This is a genomic window from Enterococcus mundtii (assembly GCF_002813755.1).
GTDB lineage: Bacteria > Bacillota > Bacilli > Lactobacillales > Enterococcaceae > Enterococcus_B > Enterococcus_B mundtii.
In genome coordinates, this window is the sequence record NZ_CP018062.1 from 116,364 (window position 1) to 133,229 (window position 16,866).

The 16,866-nt window shown below is 36.4% G+C and carries 12 protein-coding genes and 2 pseudogenes; all 14 read left to right on the top strand.

Going from position 1 to position 16,866, the window contains the following annotated elements; genetic code table 11:
• Positions 1-14: 14 nt before the first annotated feature.
• The 14 genes and pseudogenes from EM4838_RS16245 to EM4838_RS16305 all read left to right on the top strand — a co-directional run bounded on the left by EM4838_RS16245 (position 15) and on the right by EM4838_RS16305 (position 16,860).
• Positions 15-2,045: a VirB4 family type IV secretion system protein gene (locus EM4838_RS16245; protein WP_071867370.1), complete on the top strand. Its 2,031-nt coding sequence runs from the start codon at positions 15-17 to the stop codon at positions 2,043-2,045.
• Complete coding sequence (locus EM4838_RS16250) at positions 2,045-3,253, top strand: glucosaminidase domain-containing protein (RefSeq protein ID WP_071867371.1); 1,209 nt, start codon at positions 2,045-2,047, stop codon at positions 3,251-3,253. Before EM4838_RS16245 ends, EM4838_RS16250 begins: the two co-directional genes overlap by 1 nt.
• Positions 3,253-3,918 (top strand): hypothetical protein, encoded by a 666-nt coding sequence (locus EM4838_RS16255; RefSeq protein WP_071867372.1) that lies wholly within the window; start codon positions 3,253-3,255, stop codon positions 3,916-3,918. The genes EM4838_RS16250 and EM4838_RS16255 overlap by 1 nt, the downstream gene beginning before the upstream one ends.
• Positions 3,919-3,927: 9 nt before the next feature.
• Positions 3,928-4,734: a coiled-coil domain-containing protein gene (locus tag EM4838_RS16260; RefSeq protein ID WP_071867373.1), complete on the top strand. Its 807-nt coding sequence runs from the start codon at positions 3,928-3,930 to the stop codon at positions 4,732-4,734.
• Positions 4,735-4,749: 15 nt separating this feature from the next.
• Positions 4,750-5,868 carry a hypothetical protein gene (locus tag EM4838_RS16265; protein WP_071867374.1) on the top strand — a complete coding sequence of 373 codons (1,119 nt, stop codon included), beginning with the start codon at positions 4,750-4,752 and terminating at the stop codon, positions 5,866-5,868.
• Entirely contained in the window at positions 5,865-7,262 is a 1,398-nt protein-coding gene (locus EM4838_RS16270) for a PcfJ domain-containing protein (RefSeq protein ID WP_071867375.1), read from the top strand. Before EM4838_RS16265 ends, EM4838_RS16270 begins: the two co-directional genes overlap by 4 nt.
• Positions 7,263-7,482: 220 nt before the next feature.
• The gene (locus EM4838_RS16275) at positions 7,483-7,776 is read left to right on the top strand and encodes a hypothetical protein (RefSeq protein WP_071867410.1); all 294 of its coding nucleotides are present in this window, start codon (positions 7,483-7,485) and stop codon (positions 7,774-7,776) included.
• A gap of 1 nt (position 7,777) precedes the next feature.
• Entirely contained in the window at positions 7,778-8,200 is a 423-nt protein-coding gene (locus EM4838_RS16280) for a hypothetical protein (protein ID WP_071867376.1), read from the top strand.
• Positions 8,201-8,218: 18 nt separating this feature from the next.
• Positions 8,219-9,706: pseudogene (mobP2, locus tag EM4838_RS16285) on the top strand (MobP2 family relaxase); the annotation flags it as partial.
• Between the two features lie 84 nt (positions 9,707-9,790).
• Positions 9,791-9,979: pseudogene (locus EM4838_RS17220) on the top strand (hypothetical protein); the annotation flags it as partial.
• 144 nt (positions 9,980-10,123) lie between these two features.
• A complete protein-coding gene (locus EM4838_RS16290; RefSeq protein WP_071867377.1) occupies positions 10,124-10,318 on the top strand; it encodes a hypothetical protein in 195 nt (64 codons plus the stop codon).
• A gap of 18 nt (positions 10,319-10,336) precedes the next feature.
• The gene (locus tag EM4838_RS16295) at positions 10,337-13,114 is read left to right on the top strand and encodes an ArdC-like ssDNA-binding domain-containing protein (protein ID WP_233433786.1); all 2,778 of its coding nucleotides are present in this window, start codon (positions 10,337-10,339) and stop codon (positions 13,112-13,114) included.
• Positions 13,115-13,175: 61 nt separating this feature from the next.
• Complete coding sequence (locus EM4838_RS16300) at positions 13,176-14,645, top strand: toprim domain-containing protein (RefSeq protein WP_071867378.1); 1,470 nt, start codon at positions 13,176-13,178, stop codon at positions 14,643-14,645.
• 10 nt (positions 14,646-14,655) lie between these two features.
• Positions 14,656-16,860 (top strand): type IA DNA topoisomerase, encoded by a 2,205-nt coding sequence (locus EM4838_RS16305; RefSeq protein WP_071867379.1) that lies wholly within the window; start codon positions 14,656-14,658, stop codon positions 16,858-16,860.
• Positions 16,861-16,866: the final 6 nt, after the last annotated feature.

The following is a 16,866-nucleotide window of genomic DNA, read 5'->3' on the forward strand; positions in this document are numbered from 1 at the left end:
GGAGGAGACTATTCATGCTAGAAGCGATAAAAACGTTTTTTTCACCTCAAGAAAGTCAAAAGGTGATTGATCCATTGAAACAACTTGGTAATCGAGAGATTGAAATCTTAAAGGAAAATGGTTATGATCTGGATTTTTTAAAACAAGTACTACCGCAAGGTGGTCTCCAGTTTGATGAAGAATATGTGACCTATGGGAATGGCTATTCCCGTTGTGTCACGGTTTACAGCTATACGAAAGATCCCACATTGTTTTGGTTAGCGAACTTAATGAATAATCCGCATACTATTGCCACATTGGATATTAAAACGGATGAGAAACAAAAAATCATTAATAATATCAACCGTGCCTTAGATGAATTAGACGATCGTACTGAAAACGAACGAAAGGCTACCGATCGAAATAAAAGTGCGCAAGAATACATGGAATTAGCCGAATACGCTCAATCGTTAACTTCGAACGGAGAAATCTCAAAACAAATCAAGGTACGTATCCACGTTTATGGTAATACCTTAGAAGAAGTCGATGAACGCGCCCAGGAATTGATTGAGAATTTAAAAGGAATGGACTATCACGCAGTTACGTATCTACATAAGACAAAACGTGACTGGCAAGCTTTGTTTACACTCTTTAATGAACAGGAAGAATGGTTTGGAAATATTCGTGGTCAATCATTGCCATCAAATAATATTGGTGGCGGATTTCCATTTCACCATCAAACCCTGAAAGATCCAGGAGGAACACATTATGGGGAGACAATGACTGGTGGAGCATTTGTGTGGAATGCGACGTACAAGAACAGTGTTCGTTTATCGACAAACACTTTGCTTTTAGGAATGATGGGGGCTGGGAAGTCAACAGTGCTAAAAATGATCACAGAAACTCATCTAGCGAAAGGAGATTCGATTTGGGGCTTTGAAAAAGGTAAGGACTTTATTCCATTACTAAACGAATACGACGGTACAATCGTTCGTTTAGATGGCTCAGACGGCATGATCAATCCACTAGAGATCTTTGCGACACGTACGTATGATGAAGCAGCCGAGAAGAAGCGAAACAGTGAAAAAAGTAATGAACTGATTATCAATGAAGAAGCGTCTTATCGCGCGCATTTAGATAAAGTGGTGTATCAAGTTGAATTGGTTAGTCCGCATATGAAAGGGACGATGAAATCAGAGTTCCGTACTTATTTAAGTGAATTCTATGAAGCCTATGGAACTGTACCAAAAGGTTTTGGGACGTCAAAAGTACGCAATGAGCAATCGCAAAAAAAAGTAACTGGGCTTGAGCCAGAAGCTTATCCGACTTTCAGCGATTTTCTTTCTTATCTCAAACAACTCGACTTACCATATGCGTCTCAGGAGAAAAAGAATCGAAAAGAAGCGATTGAATCGATCGTCGAAGATTTATGTAAGACATATGGAATGATTTTTGATGGACATAGTACGATTGAACATTTGAACACGAAACAATTTGTGTTCTTCGATATTGACTCCATTGACGGCTTAGATCGTGGTGTCCAACAATGCCAGATGTATTTGGCAATGACGTTGATTTGGAATCAGGCATTACTTCAAGGGCGTAAGCAACGTCGATTAATTAAAGAAGGAAAGCTGAAAGAAGAAGATTTCCAACGGTTCTTAGCGGTGATTGACGAATGTCACAATGTCATTAATCCGAATTTTATTGAAACCGTCAATTATGTAACCAATTTCCAACGAGAAATGCGTAAAGTCGAAGCAATGACGGTTTTAGCTACGCAATCGCCACAGGAAATGGTACCAGAGAACATGACTTCAGATAAATTCTCGGAATTGAAAAAAGTCTTTGAATTTTCTTCCACTAAAATCTTTATGCGAATGGACGAATCGATTCTACGGCATATTGAACGTTTGGTAGGTAATTCGATGACGAATTCTGAGTTGGAATCTATTCCGCAACAAAATCAAGGTGACGCGGTCATTGCCTTTGGTTCAAAAGAATCGATCCGTGTTCACTTTACACCGAACCAACGTCAATTGAAATTATTTGATGGAGGGAAATAATGGATAAGCAAGTGGAAAATGTGATCAAGCAACAAATCAAGCGTCGTATGAAGCGGCGCTTATTTTTGTGGCTTTTTGGGACGTCTGGAGGCTTGTTTTTATTAGGGCTTGTTCTAGCACTTGTACTATTTATAGCTTTTGCAGCAGGAGTTCCTGATCAGTCCGGAGGCACGGTTGGTGACGTTACATTTACGGGTGAATATTCTGAAGGACTCCCAATGTATGACGAAATCAAAGGACGTGGCCCTTTTTCAGACGAAATAGCGCAATACGCAGTTGGTGCAGCAGTAAAATACAAATTATTACCCAGTGTCATTCTTTCGCAGTACGGCTATGAGTCTGCTTTTGGAACGTCTTTATCTGCTAAGAATGATTTGAACTATTTTGGGATCACCTGGTTTGATGGTTGTTTGTTTCCAAAAGGAACGGCTCGTGGCGTTGGTGGAATTGAAGGAGGTTGGTATATGAAGTTTCCTACTTCTCAAGCAGCCTTCTCTTATTATGGATTCATGGTGGCAACGCAATCTAATTTTAATGCGTGTGTCGGTAATAAAAGCCCAGGAGCGGATTTACTAATCTTGGGTCGTGGTGGCTATGCAGCAGCTGGAATCACTGAAGATAGTGCTTATTATCAAGGCTGTATGTCGATTATTGAATCGAATCATTTAACCGAATATGACGAATTTGCGATCAAACATTGGGGAGAAGGAAATTCAAGTAACGGAACAATCACCGGCGAGTGGACGAATCCATTTCCTGGCACTAGCTTGGATCAAAGTTCATTTAGTGGGGGGCAATTATTTGGAACGAACCCAGGAGGCGAATTCCGTCCAAACGGTTTCCACGATGGGCTAGATTTTGGATCAGTCGATCACCCAGGGAGTGAGATCCATGCAGTTCACAGTGGAACAGTCACCTATGTAGGTAATCCAGGAATATCACAATTAGGGGCATGTGTAATCGTGATTAATTACGATGGCTTAAATATGGTGTATCAAGAATTTACTAATAATGGCAGCAATGCACGAGTAAAAGTTGGAGATCAGGTAAAAGTAGGTCAAGTCATCGCGATTAGAGATACGGAACACTTGCATTTAGGATTTACACGAATGGATTGGTTAGAAGCACAAGGACATGGTTATACCAATGACGGCACGTGGATTGATCCATTACCACTTTTAAACAGCAGCGGAGGAGAAATGAAATAATGAATATCAATCGAAATAATCAAGCAAATCCATACTGGAAAAGAGTGCTAGTAGTCGCACTTATTGTGAGCCTATTAGGCAATATCGCGCTGTTCTGGCAGTTGAAACAAGAACAAACGATATTTGACCAGAAAGCATCTGAAATCGCTCAGAACGCCTCTGAAGAGGCCAAAAAAAATTCCTCTAAGGCCGCAGAAGAGACGAACAAGTTAAAAGAAAACATTCAAGAAAAAGACAAAGAAATCGCCCAGCTGAAGAACCAAAATGGACTAAAAGCAGAAGAAGAACTAACAGCCGAACAACAACAGTTGGCTGAAGATTTTGCGAAAGCAGCGATTGATAAATCGAAGAGTTCGCAAGAAATGACGGAAAGCTTGACAGGTATCGCGACTCAAGAAGTCATCAACAAGCTTATTCCGTCAGACACAGATCACCAACAGGATGATTATGGCAATTACTCTTTTACATTAGGAGACGTCACTAGTTATGCTCAAACTAAAACAGAAGAAGGAAAACGAACGTTTGTGGTATTTGTCGATTACACGATTAATAATCCGCAGTTTAAAGATGTTAAACCGCAAACCATCAAAGGTGGTTTGACAGTTTCTGAAAGCCAAGTCGATGGGCAATGGCAAGTCACTGATTTTAGTTACTTTACACGGTAGGAGGAAGTTATGAAGAAGAGAAAGGAAACAAGACCAAGATTCAAAAAAAGAAGGAAGTATATCAAATGGCTGGGGATTCTAGGGATTCTCAGCTTTTTGATTTTAGGCAGTCCAATTTATACGCATAAAAGTATCAATATACCTGATGAAGTTAGTACCAATCCCTTTTTAAGCGGGAAAGAAATGAAGTTAGTTGAGAAAGAAAAAGGAAAAAATCAAGAATTAGTTTGTGAATTTGCGATTGAAAATGAAGACCAAAATTTATTAAAAGAGTTAACAAACTTGACGTATCAGGTCGAAGTCAAAACCGCCAAAGGAGATTATCAAGAAATTCAAACAAAATTGATTCCTGTTTCCAAAGACTATCTTGTGGTGCAAATGACACACATGCCTGAAGAGTATGCAGCGATTCGGATCACGATCAAAGCAAACAAAATCGATTCTCAAGTCGATATGCAAGTACCGAAAGATTTAGTTTATTACGTACACCAAGACAAAGTAACTAAAGAGTTAACGGATCATGATTATGCTCAACATGCTGTAGATTACAAAGTAAAAGACTATCAACAAGAAGTGAAAAAAGCGCAAGAAAACATCGACGCTCTACAGGCATCGATTGAGTTGAATGAAAATCTGATTGCCGAATTGTCAGAACAACTGACTTATCAGGTGGATGAAGATCAAGAAGCAACTGAACAAAAAATCAGCAATTACCAAGAAGAGAATGAAACCAGTAAAACACAAATCAAAGAAGAACAAGAAACAATTAAGAAATTACAAGAAAAAATCACACATGTCACCAAAGAGACACTGTAAAAGGAGAAGATTCAAGTGAAAAAAATATATCAAAATTTTTTATGGATTAGCTATATTTCTACAGGAATCGTGCTTTTTTTCTTTAGTATGGCTGTGATCGGCGGAACAATATCCCTTTGGTTTATTACTGAAGATTTATCGACTAAGTGGTTCATGAGTTTCGCGTCGTTTATTGTGTTGATTGCTTTATGTTTAGAGATTCGTAAATTTACACCGTCAAGTTGGCAAGAAAATAAGAAAGAATTTAAAGAAGAAATCGAAATACAATCCAATGACTGGATGGAACATACTTGGTTTCCATTGAAAGAGAATATCAAGCGAAAAGAATTTTGGATATTACAATTATGGCCATTTGGAAAAATTTGTAGATACGTAGCTCGTCTTATTTTCACTCAAAGCATTTATTCTATAGGAATTTTGGGAACGGCTTATTACTTATTAAATGATCCCAGTAGAATTGCGGCTTCAGATATTTTTACAGTGTTAATAACGTTGATCATTGTCAATCTCGCGTTTATTTGTAGTCAATTCTTTATCCACTTAATCAGGGAAACACTAACAATAACAAGACTTTTTGAAATTGTGGTCGATGTACTGTTTATGAACGTTATTCTAACTACCCTAACAGAAAGGATCGAACAATCAGGAAGAACGATCGAGGGATTGAAGGACTTTCTGACAACGTTCATTCAATTTATTAATGAATATATGTATTTATTTGTGTCTGGATGTGTTCTTGCATTAATAGGGTATGTCTCTACAAAATTCATTAAACGTTCAATTGAAAAAGAAATAGATATTGATTTGATACCAACACTATTTGGTTATGAGTACTATGTTGACTATGGAAAGTATGACGGGTTGCTTCATACGAATACCGTTCACACGAGTATTCAAGAAGTTACGAATAAGGAAATCAAAGACTCTATTCAAGGAGAGCAAAAAAGGAAGTTCATTGATCGACAAAAGAAGGTCTACAATTTTTATGAAGTGGAAGCAAGCTTACGATATGGAATCGGGCATGTAAGGTTAGATGGAAGTAATATCCAACAAAACAAATCCTATTTTCATTGGAAAAGTGGGGTTCTAGAAATGCCTAAAAAACTTCCTATGGAAGAAGATGAGATTCAATGAATATGATCAATTTAAACGAATTGTTTGAAGATATCAGTAATCACTTTCAACAGTTCTCATTTGAAGATAACGATGAATTGATGCGATTATTCCAATTAGAAAAAGAAGAAAACTATCTGACATTTATTTGTCTTGATGGAAAAATTATTGATCCTAAAGAATCAATAATCATTTCCCATTTACGACGATTCAAAAATTATATCAGTAAAAATAAAGAAACTATTTCAGAAATAAAATTTGATGGAACAACGAATTTAGAATATTTAGTAAGAGTCAATTATCAAAGAAAGCAACGACTGATAGAAGATGATCAAGGATTTCAAATCTATGGTGGTGAAGAATATGATTGTCTGAAATTTATTCAACTAAAATTTGAAAGTATCGGTCGATCTATTTATTTAAGCACACAACCATTTTATGTCCATTATAATGATTCTCAACATTTGTTTTTGCAAGATGAAGCAAATGGTTTTACTATTTTAGAACGAAGAAGGAAAAAACAAATTGTATTATCTTACGAGAGTTCTCTCACATTCATGGATTGTTCCTGTGAATCAATATTTAAAAAAATCAATCCGTTTATTGAAGAAATGATGGGAGAAAAAGATTCATTACCTTTCACTTGGGCTGAAATTATAAAAGCAAAAAATAAATATGAATTGTTGTGTAAGAAGTACCCATCAAAAAGATTTACTAAAAAAGTAAACAAATATCCTCTACGTTATACTTATGCGTTGATCAAGTTAAGACCAAGAGTAACCAGCAAACAGTTTAGAAAAATAGAAGCTGCGATGGAACAAAAAGACAATGATCTTTTTCCTTCAGAAATATTTATGTTTTCAAGGAAGAACAGTCGTGAATTCGTAAAAGACTTATTAATTAGTTATGTTCAAAAATGTATTTTACCAAGTTTTGCAACAATTATTTTGTCTGATTTAATCGACATGAGTTTTTCTTTAAATAAGAAACTCGAATTCAATTTTAAAACAGAACGAGGATTATCAAGACAACATAATCAAATTGTTGAAGAATATAATTTGAAGCAAGCTAAAAGAATAAAAATATTTAAATTAAAACAGAACGGTAAATACAGGTTACTTATCAAACATTTACGAAGTCATCCTTATTTTACTTTGATTGAAACAAATAAGGAACTCTTACTAGAAGGATTAACTATGCATCATTGTGTGTATAGCTATTTAGGAAAAATACAAAGAGGTGGTTCTACTATTTGGAAATATGAACGAAAGAAGCATCGTTATACAGTTGAGATAGAGAAAAGAAAATATGGAAATTATGAAGTGGTGCAATGTTATGGAAAATACGATTCATTGCCAGATAAACAAGAACTTGATGAAATCAAAAAGGTCGTTGAAGCCATTCCGTACAAATGATTTCACTTCAAGTTCTTCTTAATTTTTAAAGAGCATAAGGAAACGTGATATCACCTTTTAAAAAAAGGTGCTAGGTAGGCTGTGCCTACCACGTTTCTAAGAAAAAAATCTGATATCAAAATTATCTAATTTAGGATAGTAAAAGGATAGCTAAGGATAGTAAAAGGAGGGTAGTAGGATAGCAAAAAGGATAGGCTCCTCTTTGCTATCCTAATGAATGATGGATTTAATTTTAAGACACATTGATCCAAAATATATAACGGAAATTGATCAAAGGTGTAAAGAACTAAGCAATCGAACAGGAAATAAATGGAGTCGCAATGACTATTTAAAGCTACTCATTGAAAATGATTTTGATCGTCCTTTGATGGAATATAAACAAGAAAAATTTGATCAGTTATTAGATAAATTTTCTGTAGTTCAAAGTCATAATACGGAAATTTTAGAAGAATATATTCGACAGAATAATCAAATTATCGAACTTTTAATTGAACAGAATAGAGGAGAGATATAGCATGTCTAAAGTCATAGACAAACACATTTATTTTCACGAAACCCATATAGATATTCTAGATGAAATCATTGCAACTCATGCGGATGTAAAAAATTATAGTGAAGCTGTTCGGTTTTTATGTATGAATTATGATCCTGAAATGGGGAAAAAATTAAATTCTAATCAAGCAAAGTTAAATGGAATGAGCAAAGAAATTTCCATATTAACGGAAATCGTTTCAGAGTTTGCTGAACTTCATTTGAAAGATACAGGAATACTATTTGGTACAAACTCAACGGTTTATCAAGAAGCAAAAGAGCGAGTGGAAGGAAAGATAAAAGTGAATCAAACGAAGAAATATTCTCCTAAGGTTAAGAAGCCAATGAATGAGTCTGATCATGAAAGAGTAAACCCATTTGATCCAACAAAGATTTTAAAAAGATAAATATAGAGGGAGAGTATTATGAGTAGTAGATCGCCTGCGGTTATTCTCACTTGTCAATTTACATTACCCAATAAAAAATCCTTTTCTACGTATATTGACTATATGACAAGAGAAAAAGCACTGGAAGAAATAGACCGACGAACACCTGAAGAAGAACAAGAATTGCGTTTGATCAAGAATGCTTTAGAGGATTTTTATATTCCTAAAGGGGAAACTTTTTCTGAGAGTAAGACAGACAAAGAATTCAGTGAAACGTCGAATGAAGCTAAATCCTTGATGGAAAATGGGATTAATTTTGACAAGTTAGAGGAACAAGATTTTACTAAATATCTTTCTTATATGACACGTCACTATGCGTTAGAACAAAAAAATAATCTTACGCAAAGTGAACAAAAAGAATACCAACGCTTGAACCAAGCAATGAAAAAATATCAAACAGAACCACATCAAAAAACTTCAGGAAATCTTCCTGGAGTTTTTTCTATGGCTTCGGATGAAGTGAAAGGAAGTGATTTGAAAGAGATCAAGCAGATTTTCCAAAGAGGGCAACAAAAAGGGTCGATCATTTATCAAGATGTTGTCTCTCATGATCATTCGTATCTTGAAAACATAGGACTGTACGATCCCAAAACAGACACCTTAGATGAAGAAGGTTTGAAAGCGGCTGGAAGAAAAATGATGGAGACATTATTTGAGAAAGAGAAACTAAATGACACAGGCTACTGGATGGCAACAATTCATCGAAACACGAAACATATCCATATTCATTTTGCAATTGTTGAAAAAGAAAATACGCGCAAGCCGTACACTGAGATTGAAAATGGGATGAGTTATATCGTACCGAAAGGGAAGAGAAGGCAAGCAACATTAGATGCCATGAAAACCAATTATGTACATGAGTTAGAACGTTTTTCTTATGAAAAAGATCGAATGATTGGTATGGAGAAACGTAATTTATTGACTCGGAAAAGTGATTTACGTAACACCTTAACAAAAGTAGTAAAAAACCCAGTACGTTACGATCAACACGCTTTGAATTTGTTAAAAGAAGTTTACAAGAACTTACCTGAAAAACGTTCTGAGTGGAACTACGGGGATGAAAATCGAACCAAGCTTTCACCTTACGTTAGGGAGAAACTCGATGAGTTAACCAAATATGTTTTAACAAATGAACCTGAATATCAGGAATATATGCAGATTTCAAAAGCATTAAAAGAAGAAGCAAAAAGTCTTTACGGAGAAAGTAAAAGGGAATCAAAGGATGCAGAAAAAAATGCTCTTTTTGATTTGAAAAAGCGAACAGGAAATGCCATTTTAACTGAATTGAAGAAACAAGATAGTACTATAAAACCGTTGATTGAAGGATTAGATGGGCTGCATTTGATTTATAATCAACAATCTTTTAAAACACTTAAACAGTTACCAACCGATGAGTATAAAAACAGATATGAAGAATGGATAAAGAAAAGAAAACAATATCAACCTGAATTGAAGAAACAAGATAGCACTATAAAGCCGTTGATTGAAGGATTAGACGATCTACAGATGATTTACAATCAACAATCATTTAAACCACTCAAGCAGCTACCAACTCATGAGTATAAATATAGTTATGAAGAATGGATAAAAAAAAGAAAGCAATATCAACAACGCGTGGTCACACAACGGAGCTTGCGACAATTGAATCGTACAATTAGCGCCCATGAAGAAAAATACCAAGCTTTAAAGACATATGAGGAACAACAACGAAGAATTCAATTGGAACAAGAGAGACAATAGGAGGAGACGTAAAAGAGTCCTGAACGTGATTGTTCAGGACTCTTTTTTTCAATGAATTGTTTTCGCCAATTCACTGAGTGCTGTGTTTCAAGCGTATTATATCAAACTATTTTTTTAGTTGGAAGAGGAGGGAGGTGAATAAAAATGGCCCAATTAATTACAGCTGTGATTGTTGATAAGAGTCGAGACAATCTAGTGTTTGTGAAAGAAGTCGAATCAGAAAGAACATTTATTGTCACAGACAAAGAAGCAAAAGCGTATCGACCAGGTGATCTCTTAATACTAGATCTCACTACCAAAAAATTTGTCGATGCTGCAGAAAATTATCCTTTTATTTAAGAAAAGATGGTGAACAAAATGGAACAATCTCAACAAGTAAATCCTGAAGTACAAGAACAACTAAAGAAATGGGAATCACTTTCACGTGAAGCACAAAATGAAATTATAGTGATCTTTTCTCAAAATCCTGTTAATTTCAGAATTGCTTTAATGAAATATGATTTAAAGGATACTGAAAATATTTTTACAGGATTGGGGACGCCTGTAGGGAAGGGTTGGGAAGAACGATACAAAGAGTTAGAAAAAGAAGTTAGCACCTTCAAAGCAACCCGTAGAGAATGGTTAGATCAATATGAAGATAGTGGGGTTATGTATATTCCAGAAAGTTTATGGGAGACAGCTGAAGAGTTAGGAATGATGGAAAACTACCCCAAAGTAGTTTCAACTAGCGAACTCACTGCACCAGTTTTGCCAGAAGAGGTAAAGGGAAAAAGTAGTCTCACTTTAAACGAAGAAGAAATCACTGGAAATAGTCGGCTTGCACAAGCACAAAGAAAGCTTATCCGATTAAGAAATGAGTATGTTACGACATTTGAAAGGCTGGCTGAACACCAGAAATTAACAAATGGTCAGCCAATGAATGATAAAAGAAACGGATCTAGCTGGTTTAGTCAAAGAGAAAAAATCGAAAATAAAATTAATCAATTGCAAGAAGAGATTCAAAAACAAGAAAATTATGTTGAGAAATTGACTAGACAATCTGAGCTTAGAAAAATGGGATATAACAAATACGGTGGGCTAGATCTTACAATCGAGAATATTCCACGAATCAAAGAGGAGATCGAAAAATTTAGGAATGGAAAATCTCAATTTTCAGTAAAAACAATCGAAAAGTATCAAAAAAAATTAGTTGAATTGGAACAGTTGAAAGAAAAATCAGAGAAAGGAAAAGCCAATATTTTGCCTGAAGCGCAGGCAATTATTGAAAGTGGCCGCGTTACTCAGTGGGAAAAAAATCCAACTATATATTTTGTTAAAGGGTATCGTAAAGTGGCATTAGAGTTGAATGAACAAGGCGAATTTGAAGTATCAAAAAGATACCAACCAAAGACTGAAGAAGAAAAAAGAATTGTGAGTGAGTTACTTGAAAATAAGATGGCCGAATATGGTGTTCAAAAGCAAGAACCCAATCATTATTATCGTGTAGAATTCAATGAAAATGATGGAACAATGCGGAACTATCAGGGTGAAATCGTGACACAATCACTTCTTGAACAAATCAAAGCGTTAGACACACACTATACAGGGAAAACAAGCTACCACAAATTTTATTTTGAAGAAGTAAAAGAAGGTGAAGTTGTTAATCAGTTACGACTAGACGTTGGAGACGGGTTACAATTGAATGCTGCTATTTATCAAAAGCTAGAGGAGTTATGTGACCAAACATTAGAAAAGAATACTGAAAAAGTAATAAAAAATGAAATAGGTAGCCACGATAAAAAGGTAGAGACAAAGAAACCAAGTTATCAAAAACGGTCAACAGAAGAGATTAAGCAAGAAGTCAAATCGCTTTCCCAACAGGCACTGGACGCGGTGAAAAAATATACCCATTCTCCTGAAGACGTCAAAGAACTCTTGAACTTTATGTCGCGTTTTCCAGAACGATCTTTTAGAAATCAGTTATTGATCGAGGAACAATTTCCAGGAGCAACGGCGTGTTTAGGTCGTGCCGCGTTGAAAAAAGAAGGCATTTATATCAAAAAAGGAGAACAAGGTAACAAGATCTTTGTCAGAAAAACGGTCAAAGGATTCTATGATAAAGGACGTGGCTTTGTTCGAGAAACAGAGGCTACACCAGAAGATAAAAAACGAATCGAAAGTGGCCAAATCGAAGTGATCAAAAAACCTTACTACACGATTGAAAAAGTGTTTGATATCACACAAACACAGTTGAAACCTGAAGACTATCCGAAAATCTTTCCGAACCGTGTGTTTGATTTTCAATTGGATAAAAAAGGACAATCAGAACTACAAGCTGGGATTCAAGCGGTAGCCAACACTATTGGTATACAAATTCGAGATATGACAGAGAGTGAAGTTTATCCAAGAGAATTAGGACAAGCACGTGGGGCGTATGTTCATAACGAATTTACTGGCCAAGAAGAAATTGTCATGAATACTAGAAATACACCGACGCAGCATTTAGCTACAAGTATTCACGAATTAGCGCATGCCAGAATGCACAAATTTTCAGAATTAGACACTGCGACCAAAGAACTGCAGGCAGAAATGACCTCTTATATTGTTTGCAAGCACTTTGGAATGGACATGTCTGAAAAAGCAATTCCCTATATTGCAGCATGGACGAAGAATGGTCAGATTTTGGATGATAAAGAAGCAACGGAACGCGGGAAAATCATGAATGATGTCAGCCGTGTCGCGAATGAATTCATTCAAACCATTTCTAAGGAGATCAATCAGTACAGAGAAAGAGATCCTGAGATCCAACAAGCAGAAGTGAAGCAAGATCATAAAAATCCTGTAGAAATGGTAGAACAAAAGAATGTTGTTCGTGTCGGTTCCCTTTGGATCGACAAGAAAGACGGCAAAGTTATGGAAGAAGATACCGGACGAACGCTATCCTTGAAAGAAGCTGCGTTTATTGAAGATCCGCAGCATAATCAAGTGATTTTGAAAGGAAAAAGTTATGGAAAAGAGATCCAGACTGCATTATCTTCAGAGGAATTTGCGCTAGGTAATCCATTTCATTTTTCGCAAGAAACAGTGTCAGAAATGGCGAAACGAAAAAATGAAATCTATCATGAGCAGCAAATGACACAAAAAGAACGAGTATAAAACAAGCAAGAAAGACTATCTGAACAAGCAGATAGTCTTTTTTCTTTTTGGAGGTTTAAAAATGACAGAGAAGAAAATGAGTATTGTAGAACGATGTAAACAAATCGATATCGTAGATTTTGCACGAAATAATGGAATGGCTGTGGTTAATAAAGGACGAGATTATCGGTTAGAAGATCATGATTCTTTTGTTTTTGATCGACGAAAACAACGGTTTCACTGGAATAGTCAAAATATTCATGGAGATATTATTGAATTAACCAAATTATTCTTTATTGATAAGGAAATTCAAGATCCAAAAGAACAATTTAAAGCAGCAACGAACTTCATTTTAAAGAGTGAAAATAAAGTAGAACGAGTCGATAATCTCCATTTTGAAACAGAACAATATAAAGATCACCCTAATGATTACCAACCACTTACAGAAAAAGGTAGAAGTTATCTAAAGGAAGAACGTAAATTACCAGGTTGGTTAATTGATTATGCGGAAAACGAAGGGTTGCTGGCCGAATTAAAGCCAAGAAATGAACGGCAAAATTTCTTGGTTCGAGACGATCGCTTAGATTATGCCGTTGCTTTTTTATGGAAAGACCCCCAGACAAAAGAAACGGTTGGAGCAAGTTATCAAGGAACAAAGATAGACTTTGATCGATTTGGTGAAAGAGGAACGTATAAACATATTGATAAGAACTCAACAGCGAATCATGGATTCAATTTAAAAATTGGTGATCCGAAGCACTTAAAATTCTTTGAAAGCAGCATTGATATGCTCAGTTATGCAGCGTTAAATCGTGAGAAGTTGCAAGATACCTGGCTAGTTTCTATGGAAGGCTTAAAGCACAACGTAATAAGTCATTATTTTGGAGAAGCTGTTTCTGAACTGAGTCAGAAACAAGAGTTTCCAAAATCAATTGAAGTTTGTGTAGATAATGATCGAGCAGGGCATATTTTTTATGAAAAAGAACAAATGATGGGGGCAGTTAATCCGTTTACGAATGAAAGGGTTCGGTGTGAACGAGGCATTGCCAATGATTGGCAAGTACCTAAAGACTATCGAGAAATTTATGAAGAAGTTGCTAGAGAAGAGAAAGTGGCAGCTGAAGCGATTATGGCAATCCACAAGACGGAAAATAATTTAGAGCCAACCAATCAATTAGTATCCGCACATAATGTTAAATCAGCATTTGGAAAGAAATTGACAGTCAACGAACAGGTAGAAACGATTGATTTAAAGAAAGCCTGTACTACAGTTGCCAAAGAATTAAAAGCTTGTGAGCGATCTGATGGTACGTATGATTTTGATCGTTTTTATAGTAAGAAAGCAGATATGAAAGATGTGAATGCGAGTATTCTTTTTTCTTATAAGGCGGAAGAGTACTATAAGGGCTATAAAAAACATGAACATGAATTTGTATCTGAAGTAAAAAAAGACTGGAATGATCAATTGAAACATGAGATCCAGCAACAAGAAATCAGAAAACAAAAACGTGCCATGTTGTTTCAACAAAGCAGACAACAAGAAAGGGAGTGAAGTAAGCACGATGAAAACCGTCATTTTAGCAGAAAAACCGTCACAAGCGAAGGCTTACGCAGAAAGCTTTTCTAAAGCCACTCGAAAAGACGGTTATTTTGAAATTCAAGATCAATTATTTTCAGGAGAAATTGTAATCACTTATGGCTTTGGTCATTTAGTCGAGTTAGATTCTCCTGATATGTATGATGAGAAATGGAAACAATGGTCACTAGAACATTTGCCTATTTTCCCTACACATTATCGCTATCATGTTCCTAAAGATAAGAAAAAGCAATTTAACGTAGTGAAGCAGCAACTTCAATCGGCCGATACCGTTGTTATTGGGACAGATAGCGATCGTGAAGGTGAATTGATTGCTTGGTCGATCATTCAACAAGCAGGTGCAGACCAGGGAAAAACCTATAAAAGACTTTGGATCAATTCATTAGAAAAAGAAGCGATTTATCAGGGATTCCAGCAGTTACGAGACGCTGGAGAGACCTATCCAAAATTTGAGGAAGCTCAAGCACGTCAGATCGCCGATTGGTTGATCGGTATGAACGGTAGTCCACTATATAGTTTACTCTTACAGCAAAAAGGCATACCAGGGAGTTTCTCCTTAGGCAGAGTTCAGACTCCAACGCTTTATATGATTTATCAGTTGCAGGAAAAGATTAGAAACTTCAAGAAAGAACCCTATTTTGAAGGGAAAGCCCAAGTAACCGCTCAAAATGGCACATTTGATGCGAAGCTTGATCCCAACGAAACCCAAGTGACGCAAGAAACATTTGAAGCGTATTTAAAAGAAAAAGGTGTTCAAGTAGGAAAACAGCCAGGCACGATCCTTCAAGTCGAAACAGAGAAAAAAAGTGCAGCTAGCCCACGTCTTTTTTCTTTATCGAGCCTTCAGTCTAAAATGAATCAACTCATGAAAGCTAGTGCCAAAGATACATTGGAAGCCATGCAAGGGTTATATGAAGGAAAGTATCTAAGCTATCCGCGAACGGATACCCCTTATATTACAGAAGGGGAATATGCGTATTTGTTGGATCATTTAGACGATTACAAGAAATTTTTAAAGGCTGAAGCAATTCCGACTCCTACTCATACACCGAATAGTCGGTATGTGAATAATAAGAAAGTCCAGGAACATTACGCGATCATTCCTACAAAAACAGTCATGTCAGCAGCGGCTTTTGAACAACTAAGTCCGCTGCAGCAGGCCATTTATGAACAAGTTTTAAAAACAACGGTGGCCATGTTTGCGGAAAAATATACCTATGAAGAAACAACGATCTTGACGCAAGTCCAGCAGCTTCAGCTAAAGGCAGTCGGAAAAGTACCAGTAGATCTAGGTTGGAAAAAGCTGTTTGGCAAAGAGAGTGACAGAAAAGAGAAAGAAGAAGAAGCGCTACTTCCTAAAGTGACAAAAGGAGAAACGGTCACGGTGGATCTACAAGTCCAGGAAAAAGAAACAAAACCACCACAACCTTTTACGGAAGGTACGTTGATCACTGCGATGAAAACAGCTGGGAAAACTGTGGATAGTGAAGAAGCACAATCCATATTGAAAGAAGTCGAAGGAATCGGTACAGAAGCGACACGTGCGAATATTATTGAAACTTTGAAACAAAAGGAATACATCAAGGTAGAGAAAAATAAGCTTGTGGTGACGAATAAAGGGATTTTACTTTGCCAAGCCGTGGAAAAAGAGCCGCTGCTAACAAGTGCCGAAATGACCGCCAAATGGGAAAGCTATCTTACAAAGATTGGTGAGCAAAAAGGGACACAAGAAACTTTCTTAGCTAATATCCAAAAATTTGTCTCTCACTTGTTGGAAGTCGTCCCAGGACAAATCCAAGCCACTGATTTTGGAGCAACGTTACAAGAGGTGAAAGCAGCCACTGAAAAGCAAGAAGCGGCGCGTCATTTAGGATCTTGTCCAAAGTGCCAGGAAAAAGAGGTCATACTTTATCAGAAGGTGGCGGCTTGCACGTCTGAAGCCTGTGATTTTAAATTGTGGGTAACGATTGCCAAAAAGAAACTCACAGCGACACAACTGAAAGAGATCATTCAGAACGGCCGAACAAGCCAACCAGTCAGAGGACTAAAAGGTCAGAAAGGTTCGTTTGAAGCAACGATCGTTTTAAAAGAAGACTTCACAACAGACTTTGAGTTTTCTGAAAAGAAAAAATCGAACTATAAGAAAAGAACACGCCGCACTACAAAATAATGGAGG

Bases quoted from the DNA above. Each gene is read 5' to 3' on its own strand.
- EM4838_RS16245 (WP_071867370.1), top strand. From the start codon at position 15: ATGCTAGAAGCGATAAAAACGTTTTTTTCACCTCAAGAAAGTCAAAAG.
- EM4838_RS16250 (WP_071867371.1), top strand. From the start codon at position 2,045: ATGGATAAGCAAGTGGAAAATGTGATCAAGCAACAAATCAAGCGTCGT.
- EM4838_RS16255 (WP_071867372.1), top strand. From the start codon at position 3,253: ATGAATATCAATCGAAATAATCAAGCAAATCCATACTGGAAAAGAGTG.
- EM4838_RS16260 (WP_071867373.1), top strand. From the start codon at position 3,928: ATGAAGAAGAGAAAGGAAACAAGACCAAGATTCAAAAAAAGAAGGAAG.
- EM4838_RS16270 (WP_071867375.1), top strand. From the start codon at position 5,865: ATGAATATGATCAATTTAAACGAATTGTTTGAAGATATCAGTAATCAC.
- EM4838_RS16275 (WP_071867410.1), top strand. From the start codon at position 7,483: ATGGATTTAATTTTAAGACACATTGATCCAAAATATATAACGGAAATT.
- EM4838_RS16280 (WP_071867376.1), top strand. From the start codon at position 7,778: ATGTCTAAAGTCATAGACAAACACATTTATTTTCACGAAACCCATATA.
- EM4838_RS16290 (WP_071867377.1), top strand. From the start codon at position 10,124: ATGGCCCAATTAATTACAGCTGTGATTGTTGATAAGAGTCGAGACAAT.
- EM4838_RS16295 (WP_233433786.1), top strand. From the start codon at position 10,337: ATGGAACAATCTCAACAAGTAAATCCTGAAGTACAAGAACAACTAAAG.
- EM4838_RS16300 (WP_071867378.1), top strand. From the start codon at position 13,176: ATGACAGAGAAGAAAATGAGTATTGTAGAACGATGTAAACAAATCGAT.
- EM4838_RS16305 (WP_071867379.1), top strand. From the start codon at position 14,656: ATGAAAACCGTCATTTTAGCAGAAAAACCGTCACAAGCGAAGGCTTAC.